Consider the following 14,409-nt stretch of genomic DNA (forward strand, 5'->3'; position numbering starts at 1 on the left):
CCCCTTCACAGTACGTTCCCTGTCAGCATCCATTCGCCGCGGGACCCGGTTCTTACCGACGGTATCGACACGCGTTCGATTATGCAATCGCCTCAGCGCTCGGCCCGGCAAGTGAGAAAGTCATCACAGGAATGCCGGCGGCGACGAGTTTCACAGTTTTCGGCGGGCGGTAGATTCAGCTCGCTTCCTGATCAGCTCACCACAACGCATCCCGCAGCTTGTACCAGGACATGGCCGCCACCAGCAGTGGCATGCGCAGCAGGCGCCCACCGGGGAAGGGGCCATGGCGCAGGCGCTGGAACACGTCCAGCCGCTCGCTCTGGCCAACGATGGCTTCGGCGATCACTTCACCGGCCAGCCCGGCCGCTGCCACGCCGTGGCCGGAGAAGCCCTGCGCGAAGTACACATTCCCATCCAGCCGGCCCCAGTGCGGGGCACGGTTGCGGGTGATGTCCACATAACCGCCCCAGACCTGCTGCAGCGGGATGTCGGCCAGTTGCGGGAACACCTCGTGCATGCGCCGCTGCATCACCCGGTGCAGGCCCGGCGGCGGCAGCGCGGAATAGCTGGCGCGGCCACCGAACAGCAGGCGGTGGTCATGGCTGAGCCGGAAATAGTCCAGCGCCCAGGCCGTATCGGAGACCGCCATGTTGTTGCCGATCAGGGCACGGGCGCGCTCGGCCCCCAGCGGTGCGCTGGCGCCGATATACGTACCGACCGGCATGATGCGCCGCTCGAGCTCAGGCACCAGCCCCTGCAGCAGGGCGTTGCCGGCCACCACCAGCTGCGGCGCGCGCACGCTGCCGTGGTCGGTATGCAGCACCGCATGTGCGCCGCGTTGAATGCGCGTCACCGGCGATTGTTCGTGGATGACCACCCCGGCTGCGCGTGCGGCATCGGCCAGCCCGCGGGCGTAGGCCAGCGGATGCAGGTGGGCGCTGAGCGGGTCGAACATCGCCGCGCGGTAGCGCGGACTGTCCAGTTGCCCACGCAGGGTATCGCGCTCCCACCACTGCATCGGGTAATCGTAATGTCGCTGCAGGTGTTCACAGTTGGCGCGCAGGTCGCGCTCGTGGCGTGCGCGGATGGCGACGCTGGCGTGGCCCTCCACCCAATGGCACTCGATGCCATGCTGGTCGATGCGCGCGCGCATCGCCTGTACCGCCTCGCGCGACCAGTCGAAGAGGCGGCGCGCATCCTCGCGGCCGAGTTGGCGTTCCAGCTCGTCCACTTCGCAGCCGTAGCCGACCAGCGCCTGGCCACCATTGCGGCCCGAGGCTCCCCAGCCGATCCGCTGCGCTTCCAGCACCACCACCCGCTGGCCGCGCAGGGCCAGTTCCAGGGCGGCGGTGAGGCCGGTATAGCCGGCGCCCAGTATCGCCACATCGGCATGCAGTTCACCGCGCAACGGCGGCAATGCGGGCGGTTCGGGCAGGCTGCTGGCGTACCAGCTGGGCGGGAAGGCGGCGCTCACCGGCGGCCTCGCAGAAGCGGGAAAGGGCGTCGGAGCGGGGGAGGACGGTCGGGCTTCACGCCGATAGTTTGGCCCAAGCCGGGCGCCCGTGGTGTGAGGGCAGCGGCTTGCCGATGCCGATGCCGGGCGCGTACCTTGATGCCACGCCAAGGAGTTTCCCCATGCGCCGCCTGCCCTGGGTGGGCCTGCCCACCGACAGCACCGTGCTCCGCCATCATCGTTTCGCGGTGGCCGGGGAAAAATATGTGCGTGCGTTGGTTGACGCTGCGCAGGCAACACCGCTGGTGCTGCCGAGCCTGCAGCCGCCGCTGCCGGCGCACGATTGGCTGCAGGGCCTGGATGGCCTGCTGCTGACCGGCGCGGTCAGCAACATCGAGCCGCAGCATTACGAAGGGGGCCGCACCTGGAACGGCAACCGGCATGACCCGGCGCGCGACGCCACTGCGTTCGCGCTGCTGCGCGAGGCGCTGGCGATGGATCTACCCGTGCTGGCGATCTGCCGCGGATTCCAGGAATTGAATGTGGCGCTCGGTGGCGCGCTGCATCCGCAGGTACATGCAGTACCTGGCGTGGCCGACCATCGCGAAGATCCACAGGCGCCGGTGGAGGTGCAGTATGGGCCGGCCCACGCGATCACCCTGGCCGATGGGGGTTGGCTGGCGCAGTGGTGTGCCGCCGATCGGGTGCAGGTCAATTCGGTGCACGGGCAGGGCATCGCGCAGGTCGCCGACGACCTGCAGATCGAGGCCTGGGCCGATGATGGCCTGGTCGAAGCAGCGCGCAGCCCGCGCCATCGATTCGTGCTCGGCGTACAGTGGCACCCGGAGTGGCGTGTCATGCAGACGCCGTTCTATCACGCTATTTTCCGTGCGTTCGGCCAAGCTTGCCGGCAGCACCAACAGAATCGACTGGAATCCCCATGAGTTCCCGAACGCGCCCGCGCAAGACGGCCACGCCCCCGCCCCCGCAGGAAAGCAGCCTGCTGCGCTGGCTGAAGGAGCGGCGCATCACCGAGGTCGAGTGCCTGGTTCCGGACATCACCGGCAATGCGCGCGGCAAGATCATCCCGGCCGACAAGTTCTCGCACGATTACGGCACGCGCCTGCCCGAAGGCATCTTCGCGACCACCGTCACCGGCGAATTTCCGGACGATTACTACGACCTGACCTCGCCGTCGGACTCGGACATGATCCTGCGCCCCGACCCGGACACCGTGCGCATGGTGCCGTGGGCGACCGACCCGACCGCGCAGGTCATCCATGACTGCTACACCAAGAACGGCGAGCCGCATGAGCTGGCGCCGCGCAACGTGCTGCGCCGGGTGCTGGATGCCTATACCGAGCTCGGCCTGCGGCCAGTGGTCGCGCCCGAGCTGGAATTCTTCCTGGTGCAGAAGAACACCGATCCGGATTTTCCGCTGCTGCCACCGGCGGGCCGCTCCGGCCGCCCGGAAACGGCAAGGCAGTCGTACTCGATCGACGCGGTCAACGAGTTCGATCCGATCCTCGACCTGATGTACGACTACTGCGATGCGATGAAGCTGGACGTGGATACGCTGATCCACGAATCCGGCGCAGCGCAGCTGGAGGTCAACTTCACCCACGCCAATGCGATGGATCTGGCCGACCAGGTGTTCCTGTTCAAGCGCACCATGCGCGAATCGGCGATGCGCCATGGGGTGTATGCCACCTTCCTGGCCAAGCCGATGGAGAACGAGCCGGGCAGTGCGATGCACATCCACCAGAGCCTGCTGCGCATCAGCGATGGCCAGAACGTGTTCACCGGCGAGCACGGTGGTGAGGATTTCAGTCCGTTGTTCGCCCATTACCTGGCCGGCCTGCAGAAATATGTGCCGATGGCCATGGCGTTCTTCGCGCCGAACGTGAATTCCTACCGGCGCCTGGTGTTCGGTGAGGTCTCGCCGAGCAACGTGCACTGGGGCTTCGACAACCGCACCTGCGGCCTGCGGGTGCCGCTGGATACGCCGGAGAACATGCGGGTGGAAAGCCGCTTTGCCGGCTCCGATGCCAACCCTTACCTGGCGATGGCCGCGACCCTGGCCTGCGGGCTGCTCGGCATCCGTGAGCGCCTGGCGCCGGATGCGCCGGTGACCGGCAGTGCCAAGGAACTGGGCTACGACCTGCCGCGTTCGCTGGGTGAAGCGCTGGACGGGCTGGAGCAGTGCAGCGAGCTGCAGGCCCTGCTCGGCGAGCGCTTCTGCCGCGCCTACACCTCGGTCAAGCGCAAGGAATACGAGACCTTCTTCCGCGTGATCAGTTCGTGGGAGCGCGAGTTCCTGCTGCTGAACGTGTGAAGGCCGCGAATAGAAAAATCCCTCGCCGGGGGGTAGGCTGGCACCCGTCGCCGGCCCGGCCGGCCCCCCTTTCCGCATTCTGGAGCACCCGATGAAGCTGCGTATCCTCACGCTCGGCCTGGCCTCCGCCATGCTTTCCGCCTGTGGCGGCGGCAACGGCGGCGGACAGGACAGCCAGGTCCTGAACGTCTACAACTACAGCGACTACATCGCCGAAGACACCATCCCCAACTTCGAGAAGCAGAGCGGGATCAAGGTCACCTACGATGTGTTCGACAGCGACGAGATGGTCGAGACCAAGCTGCTGGCCGGCAACAGCGGCTACGACGTGGTGGTGCCGACGCTGAACTTCTTCGGCCGGCAGATCCAGGCCGGCGTGTTCCTGCCGCTGGACAAGTCGAAGATCCCGAACCTGGCCAACCTCGACCCGGAGGTGATGAAGCGCATCGCCACCCAGGATCCGGGCAACCAGTATGGTGTGCCGTACATGATCGGCACCACCGGCATCGGCTACAACGTGGACATGTTGAAGGAGCGCTTCGGTGGCAGCACCGACATCGCCAACAGCTGGGACCTGGTGTTCAAGCCGGAAAACATCAGCAAGATGAAGGACTGCGGCGTGACCATCCTGGACACGCCGGCGGACATGATTCCGATCGCGCTGCATTACCTGGGCCTGGACCCGCACAGCGGCGATCCGGCCGACCTGCAGAAGGCGGCCGACCTGCTGAAGTCGATCCGCCCGTACGTGCAGAACTTCCACTCCTCGCAGTACGTGGGCTCGCTGGCCAACGGCGGCACCTGCCTGGTGGTGGGCTGGTCGGGTGACATCATCCAGGCCCGCGACCGCGCCGAGGAAGCCAGCAACGGCGTGCACGTGGCCTACTCGATCCCGAAGGAAGGCGCGCCGCAGTGGTTCGACATGCTGGCCATCCCGAAGGATGCCAAGCACCCGGAAGCGGCCTACGCGTTCATCAACTACCTGCTGGAACCGAAGGTGGCCGCGGCCAACACCAACTTCATCCACTACGGCAACCCGGTGCCGACCGCGACCCCGCTGGTGGACGAGGCGATCCGCACCGACCCGACCATCTACCCGCCGGCCGACGTGGCCGCGAAGATGTTCACCTATTCGATCAACACGCCGGAGACCGACAAGCTCTACACCCGGCTGTGGACCGAGGTGAAGACCGGCAGGTAAGCGGTCCTGCCCGCTGGAAGAAAGTGGTAGCGCCGGGCCATGCCCGGCGGATGGCCTCAGCCCTTCCCGGAAGCGGCACCACCGGCCCGGCCAAGGTGCCGCAGGATGGCGGGCAACAGGTCGCGCGCATCGCGACCGCCGTTGCACAGGAATGATGAGCTCATCCGCTGCAGGTTGTGCATGCCGATGAAGAACAGGCCAGGCTGCGGGGAGACACCGAACTCGCCGAGCGGGTACCCGTGTTCGTCCAGCACGCCGTCCACATGCAGCCACGGCCATTCGGCGACGAAGCCCGTGGCGAGGACAACCGAGCGGATGCCGGCAGCGTTCAGATCCAGTTCGCGCGGCGATGCGTCCGGCTCCCAGTGCAGGTACACCTCTTCGGGAATGTAGCGGGCGTCGTCGGTGCGCGGTTCGGGCCGCGTGGCGTAGTACCCGCTTGCCAGTGAATCGAGATAGGCGTACTCGGCCCGCGTCGCCTCGACCGCCGTGCGCAGCTGTGGGCGGACATCGGCGAAGCGCGCGATGTCCGCGTCCAAGCCCTGCAGGCGGCCCAGCAGTGTGATGCCCTCGCGATGCATCGACAGCAGGCTGATCGAGCTGCCCAGGCCTGCGCGTCCCTTGCCGGAAATCAGCGGGAACTCTGCGGTCCGGGCCTTGCGCAGCGCGTCCGGCTCCCCGGCGAGTACCCCGGCCGATTCACTCACATGCTGGTGGATGCGTCCGGCCATGTCCCACCAGGTCATCGAATCCTTGCCGCGCAGCCGGCGCGTATGCGAATGGCGCTCGGCCAGCGACCAATACACGTTGCGGCCGCTGGCGCGGAGATCCTGGGCAATCTGCGCGCCGGACTGGCCGCCGCCGATGACCAGCACCGCGCCGTCGGGAAGCTGCCGGCAATTGCGGTAGCTGCTGGAGTGCAGTACCGCCAGTGCCGGCCCGGGCGCAAAGGGAACGCGGGGCATCCGGGGACGGCCGTATTCGCCGGTGGCCACCACCACCGCAGCGGCCTGGATCGGTCCGCGGCTGCATTCGATGGCGTAGCCGCCCGCCTTGGGCGTGACACGCAGGACCGCGCAGCCTTCGTGGATCGGCAGTGACCTTTCGCTGGCGTAGTCGCGAAGCCGCTGGATCACTTCCGGTGCGGCCATGAAGCCCTCCGGGTCGTCGCCCGCATAGGCGTGGCCATGCAGGGCCATCGTCGCGTTGGCGGTGTTGGTCTGGAAGGAATCCCAGCGCCGCCGCCAGCTGGCGCCCACGGTTTCCGCCTCCAGTACGCGATGCGCGACGCCGGCCTCCTGCAGGACCGCGCTGAGTGACAGCCCGGCCTGGCCGGCGCCGATGATGGCCACCTCCAGCCGATCAGCTGACGAGGGCTGGGGGGCGGGTGGGGCGAAGACAGAAGTGTCTGCGGATGTCACGCGTGTTCGTCCATGGTCGGCCTCGATCCTGGGGATTGCGACGGGGTAGTGGCGGGCGATCAAGGCTCCCGGTTCTGAAAAACGTTGCAGATTCGGCGCGGCACCCGCAGGCCAAGGCGGAAACACCAGGCAACGGCCACGCAGGGGGGCGCGTGTTGCGCCTGGAGTGCGCCATTTGCGGGCCAAACCCGACACCGGTCCGGTACTCCAGGACGGCCAGCGGCGCCTTCCCGCCCGCCGTCGTCATATCCCCATCGGCCCCCGGCCGTTAGAATGGCGGCCGCTGTCCACCGCCCGCTCCCGGAGCCCCCATGCCCGTTGAAGCCCAGCCGGAAGCCGCCGTCGTCGAAGCGACCGGTGTGCCCGGCTATCTCTCCATTCGTGATCTGCGCAAGGAATTCGATGGCTTCGTCGCCGTCGACGACGTCAACCTGGACGTCCGCAAGGGCGAGATATTCGCGCTGCTCGGTGGCTCTGGCAGCGGCAAGTCGACCCTGCTGCGCTGCCTGGGCGGCTTCGAGACACCCACCAAGGGCAGCATCACCGTCGATGGCCAGCGGATGGACGCGCTGCCGCCGTACCAGCGGCCGGTCAACATGATGTTCCAGTCCTATGCGCTGTTCCCGCACATGACCGTGGAGCAGAACATCGCCTTCGGCCTGAAGCAGGACGGACTCGGCCGCGAGGCCATCGCCAAGCGCGTGGGCGAGATGCTCGACCTGGTGCAGATGGGCCATCTTGGCAAGCGCAAGCCGCACCAGCTGTCCGGCGGCCAGCAGCAGCGCGTGGCGCTGGCGCGGTCGCTGGCCAAGGGGCCCAAGCTGCTGCTGCTGGACGAACCGATGGGCGCGCTGGACAAGAAGCTGCGCTCGCAGATGCAGCTGGAGCTGGTCAGCATCATCGAGTCGTCGGGCGTGACCTGCGTGATGGTCACCCACGACCAGGAAGAGGCGATGACCATGGCCACCCGCATCGCGGTGATGGACGCCGGCTGGATCCAGCAGGTCGGCAAGCCCGATGAGGTCTACGAGCAGCCGGCCAACCGCTTCGTTGCCGAGTTCATCGGTTCGGTCAACCTGTTCGACGGGGTGATCGACGAGGACCTGCCCGAATACGTGACCGTGCGCTCGCCGTTGTTCCCGGCGCCGGTCTACATCGCCCATGGCATCACCTGCTATGAAGGGCAGCCGGTCGCGTTCGCGCTGCGCCCGGAGAAGGTGATGATCGGCAAGGACGAGCCGGAAGGGCACACCAACAAGGCGCAGGGCGTGATCGAGGACATCGCCTACTTCGGCAGCCATTCGGTCTACCACGTGCGCCTGCCCAGCGGCGCCAAGGTGCTGGCCAACTTCGCCAACTCGCAGCGCTGGGCCAGTGATGGCCTGACCTGGGGCGACCAGGTGTGGGTGCACTGGCGCGACAACGACGGCGTGGTGCTGACCTCATGAGCGCCGCCGGCCTGAAGCGCTGGCTGCCGGGGCTGCGTGCCACGGTGATCGGCATTCCGTACCTGTGGCTGCTGCTGTTCTTCGCCGTGCCGTTCCTGATCGTGCTGATGATCAGTTTCTCGCACAGCCGGGTCGGCTCGCCGCCGTACACCTGGCTGCTGCAGTACGTCGATGGTGGGCTCTCGCTCAAGCTCAACCTCGAGAACTACCTGGCGCTGTTCCGTGATTCGATCTATGCGCAGGCGTTCCTGAGCTCGATCAGGATCGCCGCGATCTCGACCTTCCTCACCCTGCTGATCGGCTATCCGATGGCCTATGCCATCGCCCGCCTGTCGCCGGCCGCGCGCAACGTGGCGATGATGCTGGTGGTGCTGCCGTCCTGGACCTCGTTCCTGATCCGCGTCTATGCATGGAAAGCGATCCTGGACCGCAACGGCCTGCTCGACCAGTTCCTGCAGTACACCGGCCTGCAGTCGCTGATGACCTCGATGGGCCTGCCGAAACTGCAGCTGATCGACACCCCGACTGCGGCCTACATCGGCATCGTGTACTGCTATCTGCCGTTCATGGTGCTGCCGCTGTACGCCAACCTGGTCAAGCATGACCACCGACTGCTGGAAGCAGCCTACGACCTCGGCGCCAAGCCGTGGCAGGCGTTCCTGCGCATCACCCTGCCGCTGTCGAAGGCGGGCATCATCGCCGGCTGCATGCTGGTGATGATCCCGGCGATCGGTGAATTCGTGATTCCGGAAATGCTCGGTGGCTCGGAAACGCTGATGGTTGGCCGACAGCTGTGGAACGAGTTCTTCAACAACCGCAACTGGCCGGGCGCCTCGGCGATGGCGGCGGCGATGATCCTGTTGCTGCTGGTGCCGATCCTGCTGTTCAACCGATCCCAGCAGCGGTTGCTGGAAGGGAAGCAGGCATGAGCCCGCGTTCTGCCAAGGGCCTGGGCCTGGGCGTGCTGCTGCTCGGTTTCGCTTTCCTGTACCTGCCGATCCTGCTGTTGATGTTCTATTCGTTCAACAGCTCGCGGTTGGCCATGGTCTGGGCCGGGTTTTCCACCCGTGCCTACAGCGACCTGTTTGCCGACCGCGCGCTGATGGAGGCGATGTGGACCAGCCTGGTGGTCGCGTTCTGGACCGCCTGTACCGCCACCGTGCTCGGCACGCTGGCGGCAATGGTGATGACCCGCTTCAAGCGTTTCCGCGGCAAGCCGTTCTTCGGTGCGCTGGTGACCGCGCCGCTGGTGATGCCGGATGTGATCCTCGGCTTCTCGCTGATGGCGCTGCTGGCCTCGATGGGCGCGATACCTGGCTTCCCGGCGCGCGGCCTGGCCACCATCTGGATCGCCCACGTCACCTTCACCCTGTGCTTCGTCACCGTGGTGGTGTCCTCGCGCCTGCAGGAGATGGACCTGTCGCTGGAAGAAGCGGCGATGGATCTCGGCGCGAGCCGGCTGACCGTGTTCACCCGCATCACCCTGCCGATCATCGCCCCGGCGCTGGTGGCCGGTTGGCTGCTGGCGTTCACCCTGTCGCTGGATGACGTGGTGGTGGCCAGCTTCGTTGCCACGCCGGGCTCGACCACGCTGCCGATGAAGGTGTTCGCCTCGGTTCGCATGGGCATCAGCCCGAAGATCAATGCGCTGGCCACGCTGCTGGTGTCTGCAGTGTCCATTGCTGCGGTGATCGGCTGGTACATCAATGCGCGTGCGGAGAAGCGACGCCAGCGCGACCTGCAGCTGGCCCGCCAGGACAACGGCTGAGCCGGCAACATCCGGCTCACGGCGGCCGGCGCACAATGGGGGTCTACCTGATGGAGATCCCCCATGACCGTCGAGATCATCAACCCGGCCACCGGCCAGGTGACCTACCGCCATGAGCTGATGGATGCCGCTGCCATCGAGCAGCGCCTGCAGGCCGCAGCCGAGGCGTTCCCACGCTGGGCCGAGCGCTCGCTGCAGGATCGCGGGGCGATCCTCAAGCAGATTGCCGGCCAGCTGCGTGCGCGCCGCGATGACCTGCAGCAGGCCATGACCAGCGAGATGGGCAAGCTGAAGGCCGAGGCCCTGGCCGAAGTGGAAAAGTGCGCGACCACCTGTGAGTTCTATGCCGACCACGCCGCCGATTACCTGAAGCCGCAGCTGATCGATACCGAGGCCCAGCGCAGTTACGTGCGCTATGAACCGATCGGCTGCGTGTTCGCGGTGATGCCGTGGAATTTCCCGATCTGGCAGGTGTTCCGCTTCCTGGCCCCGGCGTTCATGGCCGGCAACGTGGCGCTGCTCAAGCATGCCAGCAACGTGCCGCAGTGCGCCGACCTGATCCTGGCGGTGTGCCGCGATGGCGGCCTGCCGGACGGTGTGTTCGACGTGCTGCACATCGACAACGACCAGGCGGCCGACGTACTGCGCGATGCACGGGTGAAGGCAGTCACCCTGACCGGCAGCGAGCGGGCAGGGCGCTCCATCGCGTCCAATGCGGGCAGCCAGTTGAAGAAGTCGGTGATGGAGCTGGGCGGCAGCGACGCCTTCGTGGTGCTCGATGATGCCGACCTGGACAAGGCGGTTGCCGCCGCGGTGAAGTCGCGCTTCGACAACAGTGGCCAGACCTGCATTGCCGCCAAGCGCTTCATCGTGGTTGAAGCGGTGGCCGATGAATTCACCCGGCGCTTCGTCGAGGCCGCGGGCGAGCGTCAGTACGGCGACCCGAACGAGCGCGGCACCACACTGGCGCCGATGGCCCGTGCCGACCTGCGCGACGAACTGCACAAGCAGGTGCAGGCCAGCGTCGCCAAAGGTGCGCGGGTGCTGATCGGCGGCGAACCGATCGCCGGTTCGCATGCGGGCTACCCGGCCAGCGTGCTCGACCAGGTGGGGCCGGGCATGCCCGCCTATGACGAAGAACTGTTCGGGCCGGTCGCTGCCGTCATCCGGGTCAAGGATGAAGCCGAAGCGCTGCGCGTGGCCAACGACACCCGCTTCGGCCTCGGCGGCAGCGTGTGGACGCGTGACCCGGTGCGTGGCGAGTCCTTCGCCCAGCGCATGGAATGCGGCGCGGCCTTCGTCAACGCCATCGTCAAGAGCGATGCCCGGTTGCCGTTCGGCGGCAGCAAGGAATCAGGTTTCGGCCGTGAACTGGCCGACCACGGCATCCATGAGTTCATGAACATCAAGACCATCTACGTGGCTTGATTCCCAACGGTAGTGCCGGTCGCTGGCCGGCATTGCCTGGTTGCCGGCCAGCGGCCGGCACTACCCAAGGCAGGTCATGTGCCACGACCAACGGTCGTGGCCTACCGGTCCGGTGGGTATCGACCGTTGGTCGATACGCCCTACAGCCACTTTACCCGCTTGAACAGCCGGTACAGGCCAACGCAGATGCCACCGACAGCGACGATCATCAGCGGGTAGGCCCACGGCTGGTTCAGTTCCGGCATATGGCTGAAATTCATGCCATACCAACTGGTGATCAGCGTCGGTGCGGCCAGCAGCGCGGCCCAAGCACCCAGCCGTTTCACCGTCTCGCCCTGGGCCAGCGTCACCAGTGACAGGTTAACGCTCAGGGCCGTACCCAGCATCTCGCGCAGCGTGTCGATGACATCGCTGATGCGTACCGCATGGTCGTGCACGTCGCGGATATACAGCTTCACTTCGTCCGGGAACAGCTCGCCCTGGTAGCGGCGCAGCTGTGCCAGTACATCCTGCAGTGGCGCCACCGCCATCCGCATCTTGTTCAACTCGCGCTTGAGCTCATACAGGCGCACCACCGTGCTGCGCTTGTAGCTGTCGGCGAAGATGTCCTTTTCCAGCAGTTCCAGGGTGTCGCGGAAGCGGTTGGTGATGGGCAGGTAATTGTCGACCACGAAGTCGGCCACGGCGTACAGGCAGTACGAGGGGCCCATCTTCAGCAGCTGTGGTTCGCGCTCCACGCGCGCGCGCACCGGTGCGTACGAGAGCGAGGCGCCATGGCGCACGGTCACCAGGAACCGTGGGCCGAGGAAGGCGTGGGTCTCGCCGTACTGGATGCGCTCGTCAACCATCTGCGCGGTGGTCACCACCACGAACAACGAGTTGCCGTAGGCCTCCACCTTGGGGCGCTGGTGCGCGTTGCGCGCATCTTCGACGGCCAGGTCGTGCAGGCAGAATTCTTCCTGCAGCTTCAGCAGCACGTCTTCGTTCGGATCGTACAGGCCGACCCAGACGAAACCATTGTTGCTGGCGATGACATCGCTGATGGCATCCAGGCTGATGTCGTGGCGTTTGCCGTCGTCATCGTAGTGGACGCAGTTGATGACGCAGGTGGGATTGGCTGCGGCGGAGGCGGCAGCAGGGGCGGGCAGTGGGGCGGGCAGTGGGGCGGGCAATGACATGCCCGCCATCGTGCGTCAGTGCTGCGTTTCCGACAAGTGAGGACGGCGCCCCAGCACCCAGGCCAGCGCCGCGTGGACCGGCAGCAGCAGCACGATCCACTGCACGTTGTACTGCGCCTGCAGGCTCAGCCAGTGCAGCACCAGGGCAGCCACCGCCTGCACCGCCACCAGCCACAGCACGATCCTGAACATGCGGCCGGGCACGCGCCGCCGCAGCAGGCGGATCGCCCCCGGCAACAGCAGCACGCACAGCGGCGACAGCAGCAGCAGGTTGCGGTTGGCCCAGGCAGCGTAGTGCGTGCTGAAGCCCCACAGGAACACCAGCAGGCCACCGGCGATGGTGCACAGCAGCCACAGCGGCAGGGCCAGGCCGGCCAGCAGGCGCGTACGCCTGCGCAGCGCCAGTACGCCCGCTGCAATCACCAGGCCACACAGCAGCCACGGCCACCAGTGGCGCGCGAATTCCTTCGGTTCGGGGTCGATGCGGTGCGGCAGCAGTTCCTGCTCGGACTGCACCAGCGGGCGGCCGTCGCTGTTGCGGGCCTGCCGCAGGGCATCGGCCAGGCGCATCGGCACGAAGGCTTCCTGCCAGCGCGACAGCGGCTGGTCGGCAAACGGGCCCAGGCCGATATCGAAGCCCAGCCACATCCACGGGGCCGGGGACGCCAGCCGTACCGACTCGCTGCGATAGGTGTTGCCACGCGAACGGCCCGACAGCTGTGAATGCAGCCCGCCGCCCAGAGCCTTGTCGAGCGTGTCGCGCACCATCGTGGCGCAGTTGGCGGTGTAGTAATCGTAGTGGTAGCGCGCGTTTTCCGGCTTGGCCCGTTCGGCCAGGTCGGCGGCCAGCGAGCGCGCCTGGTCAGGGGTGATATCCAGCCACTGCACGCTGGCACCGCGGCCGGTCTCGTCGTAGTACGACAGGTCCTGCTGCAGTGGCAGCGCCACCAGGTAATACATCATGTCGCCACGCACGAAGCGGCCGATGAAATCCTGTTCGGACGGATCGAAGTAGCCGAAGTTGTACGAGATCGCCTCGCCGCTCACCGGGTCCAGCACGACGATGGCATCGTGGCCGAAGCGCTCGAAGAACACGGTGCCGGGCTGCATGGTGACCACACCAACGCGCGGGGCAGGGGCATCACTGGCCGTCGAAACGGCCGGTGGCGCCGCCTGCGCGAACGCGGTCAGTGGCAGGGTCGTGGCCAGCACGCACACCGCCAGCCACACCGTCAGGATCAGGCCACGGTGCTTCAAGCGTCGTCCTGCGCGTCCGGTGCCAGCACCGTTACATGGAAGGCCTGCACCCGGCGCGCATCGGCACGGGCCACACGGAACATGAAACGGTCCAGCGCCAGTTCGTCACCGACTTCCGGCAGATGGCCCACCGCTTCGGTCACCAGGCCGCCGATGGTGTCGTAGTCTTCATCGGAGAAGCTGGCACCGAAGCGCTCGTTGAAATCGCCGATCGGCGTCAGTGCATCGACCACGTACTGGCCATCGGCCTGGATGGCGATCTGCGCGGAGAAATCCTCGGCCTCGTCGTGTTCGTCGTCGATCTCGCCGACGATCTGCTCCAGCACGTCCTCGATGGTGACCAGGCCGGCGACACCGCCGTACTCGTCCACCACGATCGCCATGTGGTTGCGCGACAGGCGGAATTCCTTCAGCAGCACGTTGAGCTTCTTTGCTTCCGGAATCAGCACCGCCGGGCGCAGCAGTTCGCGCACGTTGCCGGGACCGTTGTCGGCAACCACGCCGCGCAGCAGGTCCTTGGCCAGCAACACGCCGAGGATGTCGTCCTTGTTCTCGCCATGCACCGGGAAGCGCGAATGGCCGGACTCGACCACCTGCTTCATCAGCTCCAGGAAGGGCGCCTCGACCGGCAGCGAGACCATCTGCGAACGCGAGATCATCACGTCGCCCACGGTCAGCTCGGCCACCGAAATGGCACCTTCCATCATCTTCAGGGTATCGGCGGCGATCAACCCTTCTTCCTGCGCGGTGTGCAGGACAGCGACCAGCTCGTCGCGGGTGTGGGGTTCGCCGGAAAAAGCAGACGTCAGGCGTTCAAGCCAGCCGCGCTTCTTTTCACTGTGCTCCACGGAGGAGCTACTACTGTCGTCTTCTGACATCTCTGGAAAAAAGGCACCCGGCAGGCCGGGCGATGGCCCAAG

At 66.5% G+C, this 14,409-nt stretch carries 12 protein-coding genes; 7 read left to right on the forward strand and 5 right to left on the reverse strand.

Going from position 1 to position 14,409, the window contains the following annotated elements; all coding sequences use genetic code 11:
• Nucleotides 1-196: 196 nt before the first annotated feature.
• Nucleotides 197-1,435, reverse strand: a complete 1,239-nt coding sequence (locus LMF57_RS06825) for an FAD-binding oxidoreductase (protein ID WP_229291368.1) — start codon at nucleotides 1,433-1,435, stop codon at nucleotides 197-199.
• Between the two features lie 200 nt (nucleotides 1,436-1,635).
• On the opposite strand from LMF57_RS06825, the gene LMF57_RS06830 reads away from it, so the two are divergent.
• The 3 genes from LMF57_RS06830 (at nucleotide 1,636) to LMF57_RS06840 (ending at nucleotide 4,989) form a co-directional block, all read left to right on the forward strand.
• On the forward strand, nucleotides 1,636-2,397 hold the full coding sequence (locus tag LMF57_RS06830; protein ID WP_208082188.1) for a gamma-glutamyl-gamma-aminobutyrate hydrolase family protein: 762 nt from the start codon (nucleotides 1,636-1,638) through the stop codon (nucleotides 2,395-2,397).
• Nucleotides 2,394-3,788 carry a glutamine synthetase family protein gene (locus LMF57_RS06835; protein WP_025875326.1) on the forward strand — a complete coding sequence of 465 codons (1,395 nt, stop codon included), beginning with the start codon at nucleotides 2,394-2,396 and terminating at the stop codon, nucleotides 3,786-3,788. The genes LMF57_RS06830 and LMF57_RS06835 overlap by 4 nt, the downstream gene beginning before the upstream one ends.
• 91 nt (nucleotides 3,789-3,879) lie before the next feature.
• Complete coding sequence (locus tag LMF57_RS06840) at nucleotides 3,880-4,989, forward strand: polyamine ABC transporter substrate-binding protein (RefSeq protein WP_117309948.1); 1,110 nt, start codon at nucleotides 3,880-3,882, stop codon at nucleotides 4,987-4,989.
• Nucleotides 4,990-5,045: 56 nt separating this feature from the next.
• Here LMF57_RS06840 and LMF57_RS06845 read toward each other — a convergent pair whose 3' ends face one another.
• On the reverse strand, nucleotides 5,046-6,446 hold the full coding sequence (locus LMF57_RS06845; RefSeq protein ID WP_229291369.1) for an NAD(P)/FAD-dependent oxidoreductase: 1,401 nt from the start codon (nucleotides 6,444-6,446) through the stop codon (nucleotides 5,046-5,048).
• A 275-nt stretch (nucleotides 6,447-6,721) separates the two neighbouring features.
• On the opposite strand from LMF57_RS06845, the gene potA reads away from it, so the two are divergent.
• The 4 genes from potA (at nucleotide 6,722) to LMF57_RS06865 (ending at nucleotide 11,054) form a co-directional block, all read left to right on the forward strand.
• Nucleotides 6,722-7,858, forward strand: a complete 1,137-nt coding sequence (gene potA / locus LMF57_RS06850) for a polyamine ABC transporter ATP-binding protein (protein ID WP_093817806.1) — start codon at nucleotides 6,722-6,724, stop codon at nucleotides 7,856-7,858.
• On the forward strand, nucleotides 7,855-8,787 hold the full coding sequence (locus LMF57_RS06855) for an ABC transporter permease subunit (RefSeq protein ID WP_080149305.1): 933 nt from the start codon (nucleotides 7,855-7,857) through the stop codon (nucleotides 8,785-8,787). Before potA ends, LMF57_RS06855 begins: the two co-directional genes overlap by 4 nt.
• Entirely contained in the window at nucleotides 8,784-9,626 is an 843-nt protein-coding gene (locus LMF57_RS06860) for an ABC transporter permease subunit (RefSeq protein WP_093817808.1), read from the forward strand. Before LMF57_RS06855 ends, LMF57_RS06860 begins: the two co-directional genes overlap by 4 nt.
• Before the next feature lie 63 nt (nucleotides 9,627-9,689).
• Nucleotides 9,690-11,054 carry an NAD-dependent succinate-semialdehyde dehydrogenase gene (locus LMF57_RS06865; RefSeq protein WP_032975683.1) on the forward strand — a complete coding sequence of 455 codons (1,365 nt, stop codon included), beginning with the start codon at nucleotides 9,690-9,692 and terminating at the stop codon, nucleotides 11,052-11,054.
• Between the two features lie 140 nt (nucleotides 11,055-11,194).
• On the opposite strand, the gene LMF57_RS06870 is transcribed toward LMF57_RS06865, so the two are convergent.
• The 3 genes from LMF57_RS06870 to LMF57_RS06880 are packed head-to-tail and all read right to left on the reverse strand — an operon-like array spanning nucleotide 11,195 to nucleotide 14,367.
• Nucleotides 11,195-12,241, reverse strand: coding sequence for a magnesium and cobalt transport protein CorA (locus LMF57_RS06870; RefSeq protein WP_229291140.1), 1,047 nt, complete (start codon nucleotides 12,239-12,241; stop codon nucleotides 11,195-11,197).
• A gap of 6 nt (nucleotides 12,242-12,247) precedes the next feature.
• Nucleotides 12,248-13,489: a DUF4105 domain-containing protein gene (locus tag LMF57_RS06875; protein WP_208082035.1), complete on the reverse strand. Its 1,242-nt coding sequence runs from the start codon at nucleotides 13,487-13,489 to the stop codon at nucleotides 12,248-12,250.
• Nucleotides 13,486-14,367, reverse strand: a complete 882-nt coding sequence (locus LMF57_RS06880) for a transporter associated domain-containing protein (RefSeq protein ID WP_229291141.1) — start codon at nucleotides 14,365-14,367, stop codon at nucleotides 13,486-13,488. Before LMF57_RS06880 ends, LMF57_RS06875 begins: the two co-directional genes overlap by 4 nt.
• Nucleotides 14,368-14,409 lie beyond the last annotated feature (42 nt).

The sequence above is a fragment of the Stenotrophomonas sp. SI-NJAU-1 genome (assembly GCF_020883215.1).
Classification (GTDB): Bacteria; Pseudomonadota; Gammaproteobacteria; order Xanthomonadales; family Xanthomonadaceae; genus Stenotrophomonas; species Stenotrophomonas indicatrix.

What these genes read in the sequence shown, in the direction of transcription:
- LMF57_RS06830 (WP_208082188.1), top strand. Translation starts at nt 1,636, where the DNA reads ATGCGCCGCCTGCCCTGGGTGGGCCTGCCCACCGACAGCACCGTGCTC.
- LMF57_RS06835 (WP_025875326.1), top strand. Translation starts at nt 2,394, where the DNA reads ATGAGTTCCCGAACGCGCCCGCGCAAGACGGCCACGCCCCCGCCCCCG.
- LMF57_RS06840 (WP_117309948.1), top strand. Translation starts at nt 3,880, where the DNA reads ATGAAGCTGCGTATCCTCACGCTCGGCCTGGCCTCCGCCATGCTTTCC.
- potA (WP_093817806.1), top strand. Translation starts at nt 6,722, where the DNA reads ATGCCCGTTGAAGCCCAGCCGGAAGCCGCCGTCGTCGAAGCGACCGGT.
- LMF57_RS06855 (WP_080149305.1), top strand. Translation starts at nt 7,855, where the DNA reads ATGAGCGCCGCCGGCCTGAAGCGCTGGCTGCCGGGGCTGCGTGCCACG.
- LMF57_RS06860 (WP_093817808.1), top strand. Translation starts at nt 8,784, where the DNA reads ATGAGCCCGCGTTCTGCCAAGGGCCTGGGCCTGGGCGTGCTGCTGCTC.
- LMF57_RS06865 (WP_032975683.1), top strand. Translation starts at nt 9,690, where the DNA reads ATGACCGTCGAGATCATCAACCCGGCCACCGGCCAGGTGACCTACCGC.
- LMF57_RS06870 (WP_229291140.1), bottom strand. Translation starts at nt 12,241, where the DNA reads ATGGCGGGCATGTCATTGCCCGCCCCACTGCCCGCCCCACTGCCCGCC.
- LMF57_RS06880 (WP_229291141.1), bottom strand. Translation starts at nt 14,367, where the DNA reads ATGTCAGAAGACGACAGTAGTAGCTCCTCCGTGGAGCACAGTGAAAAG.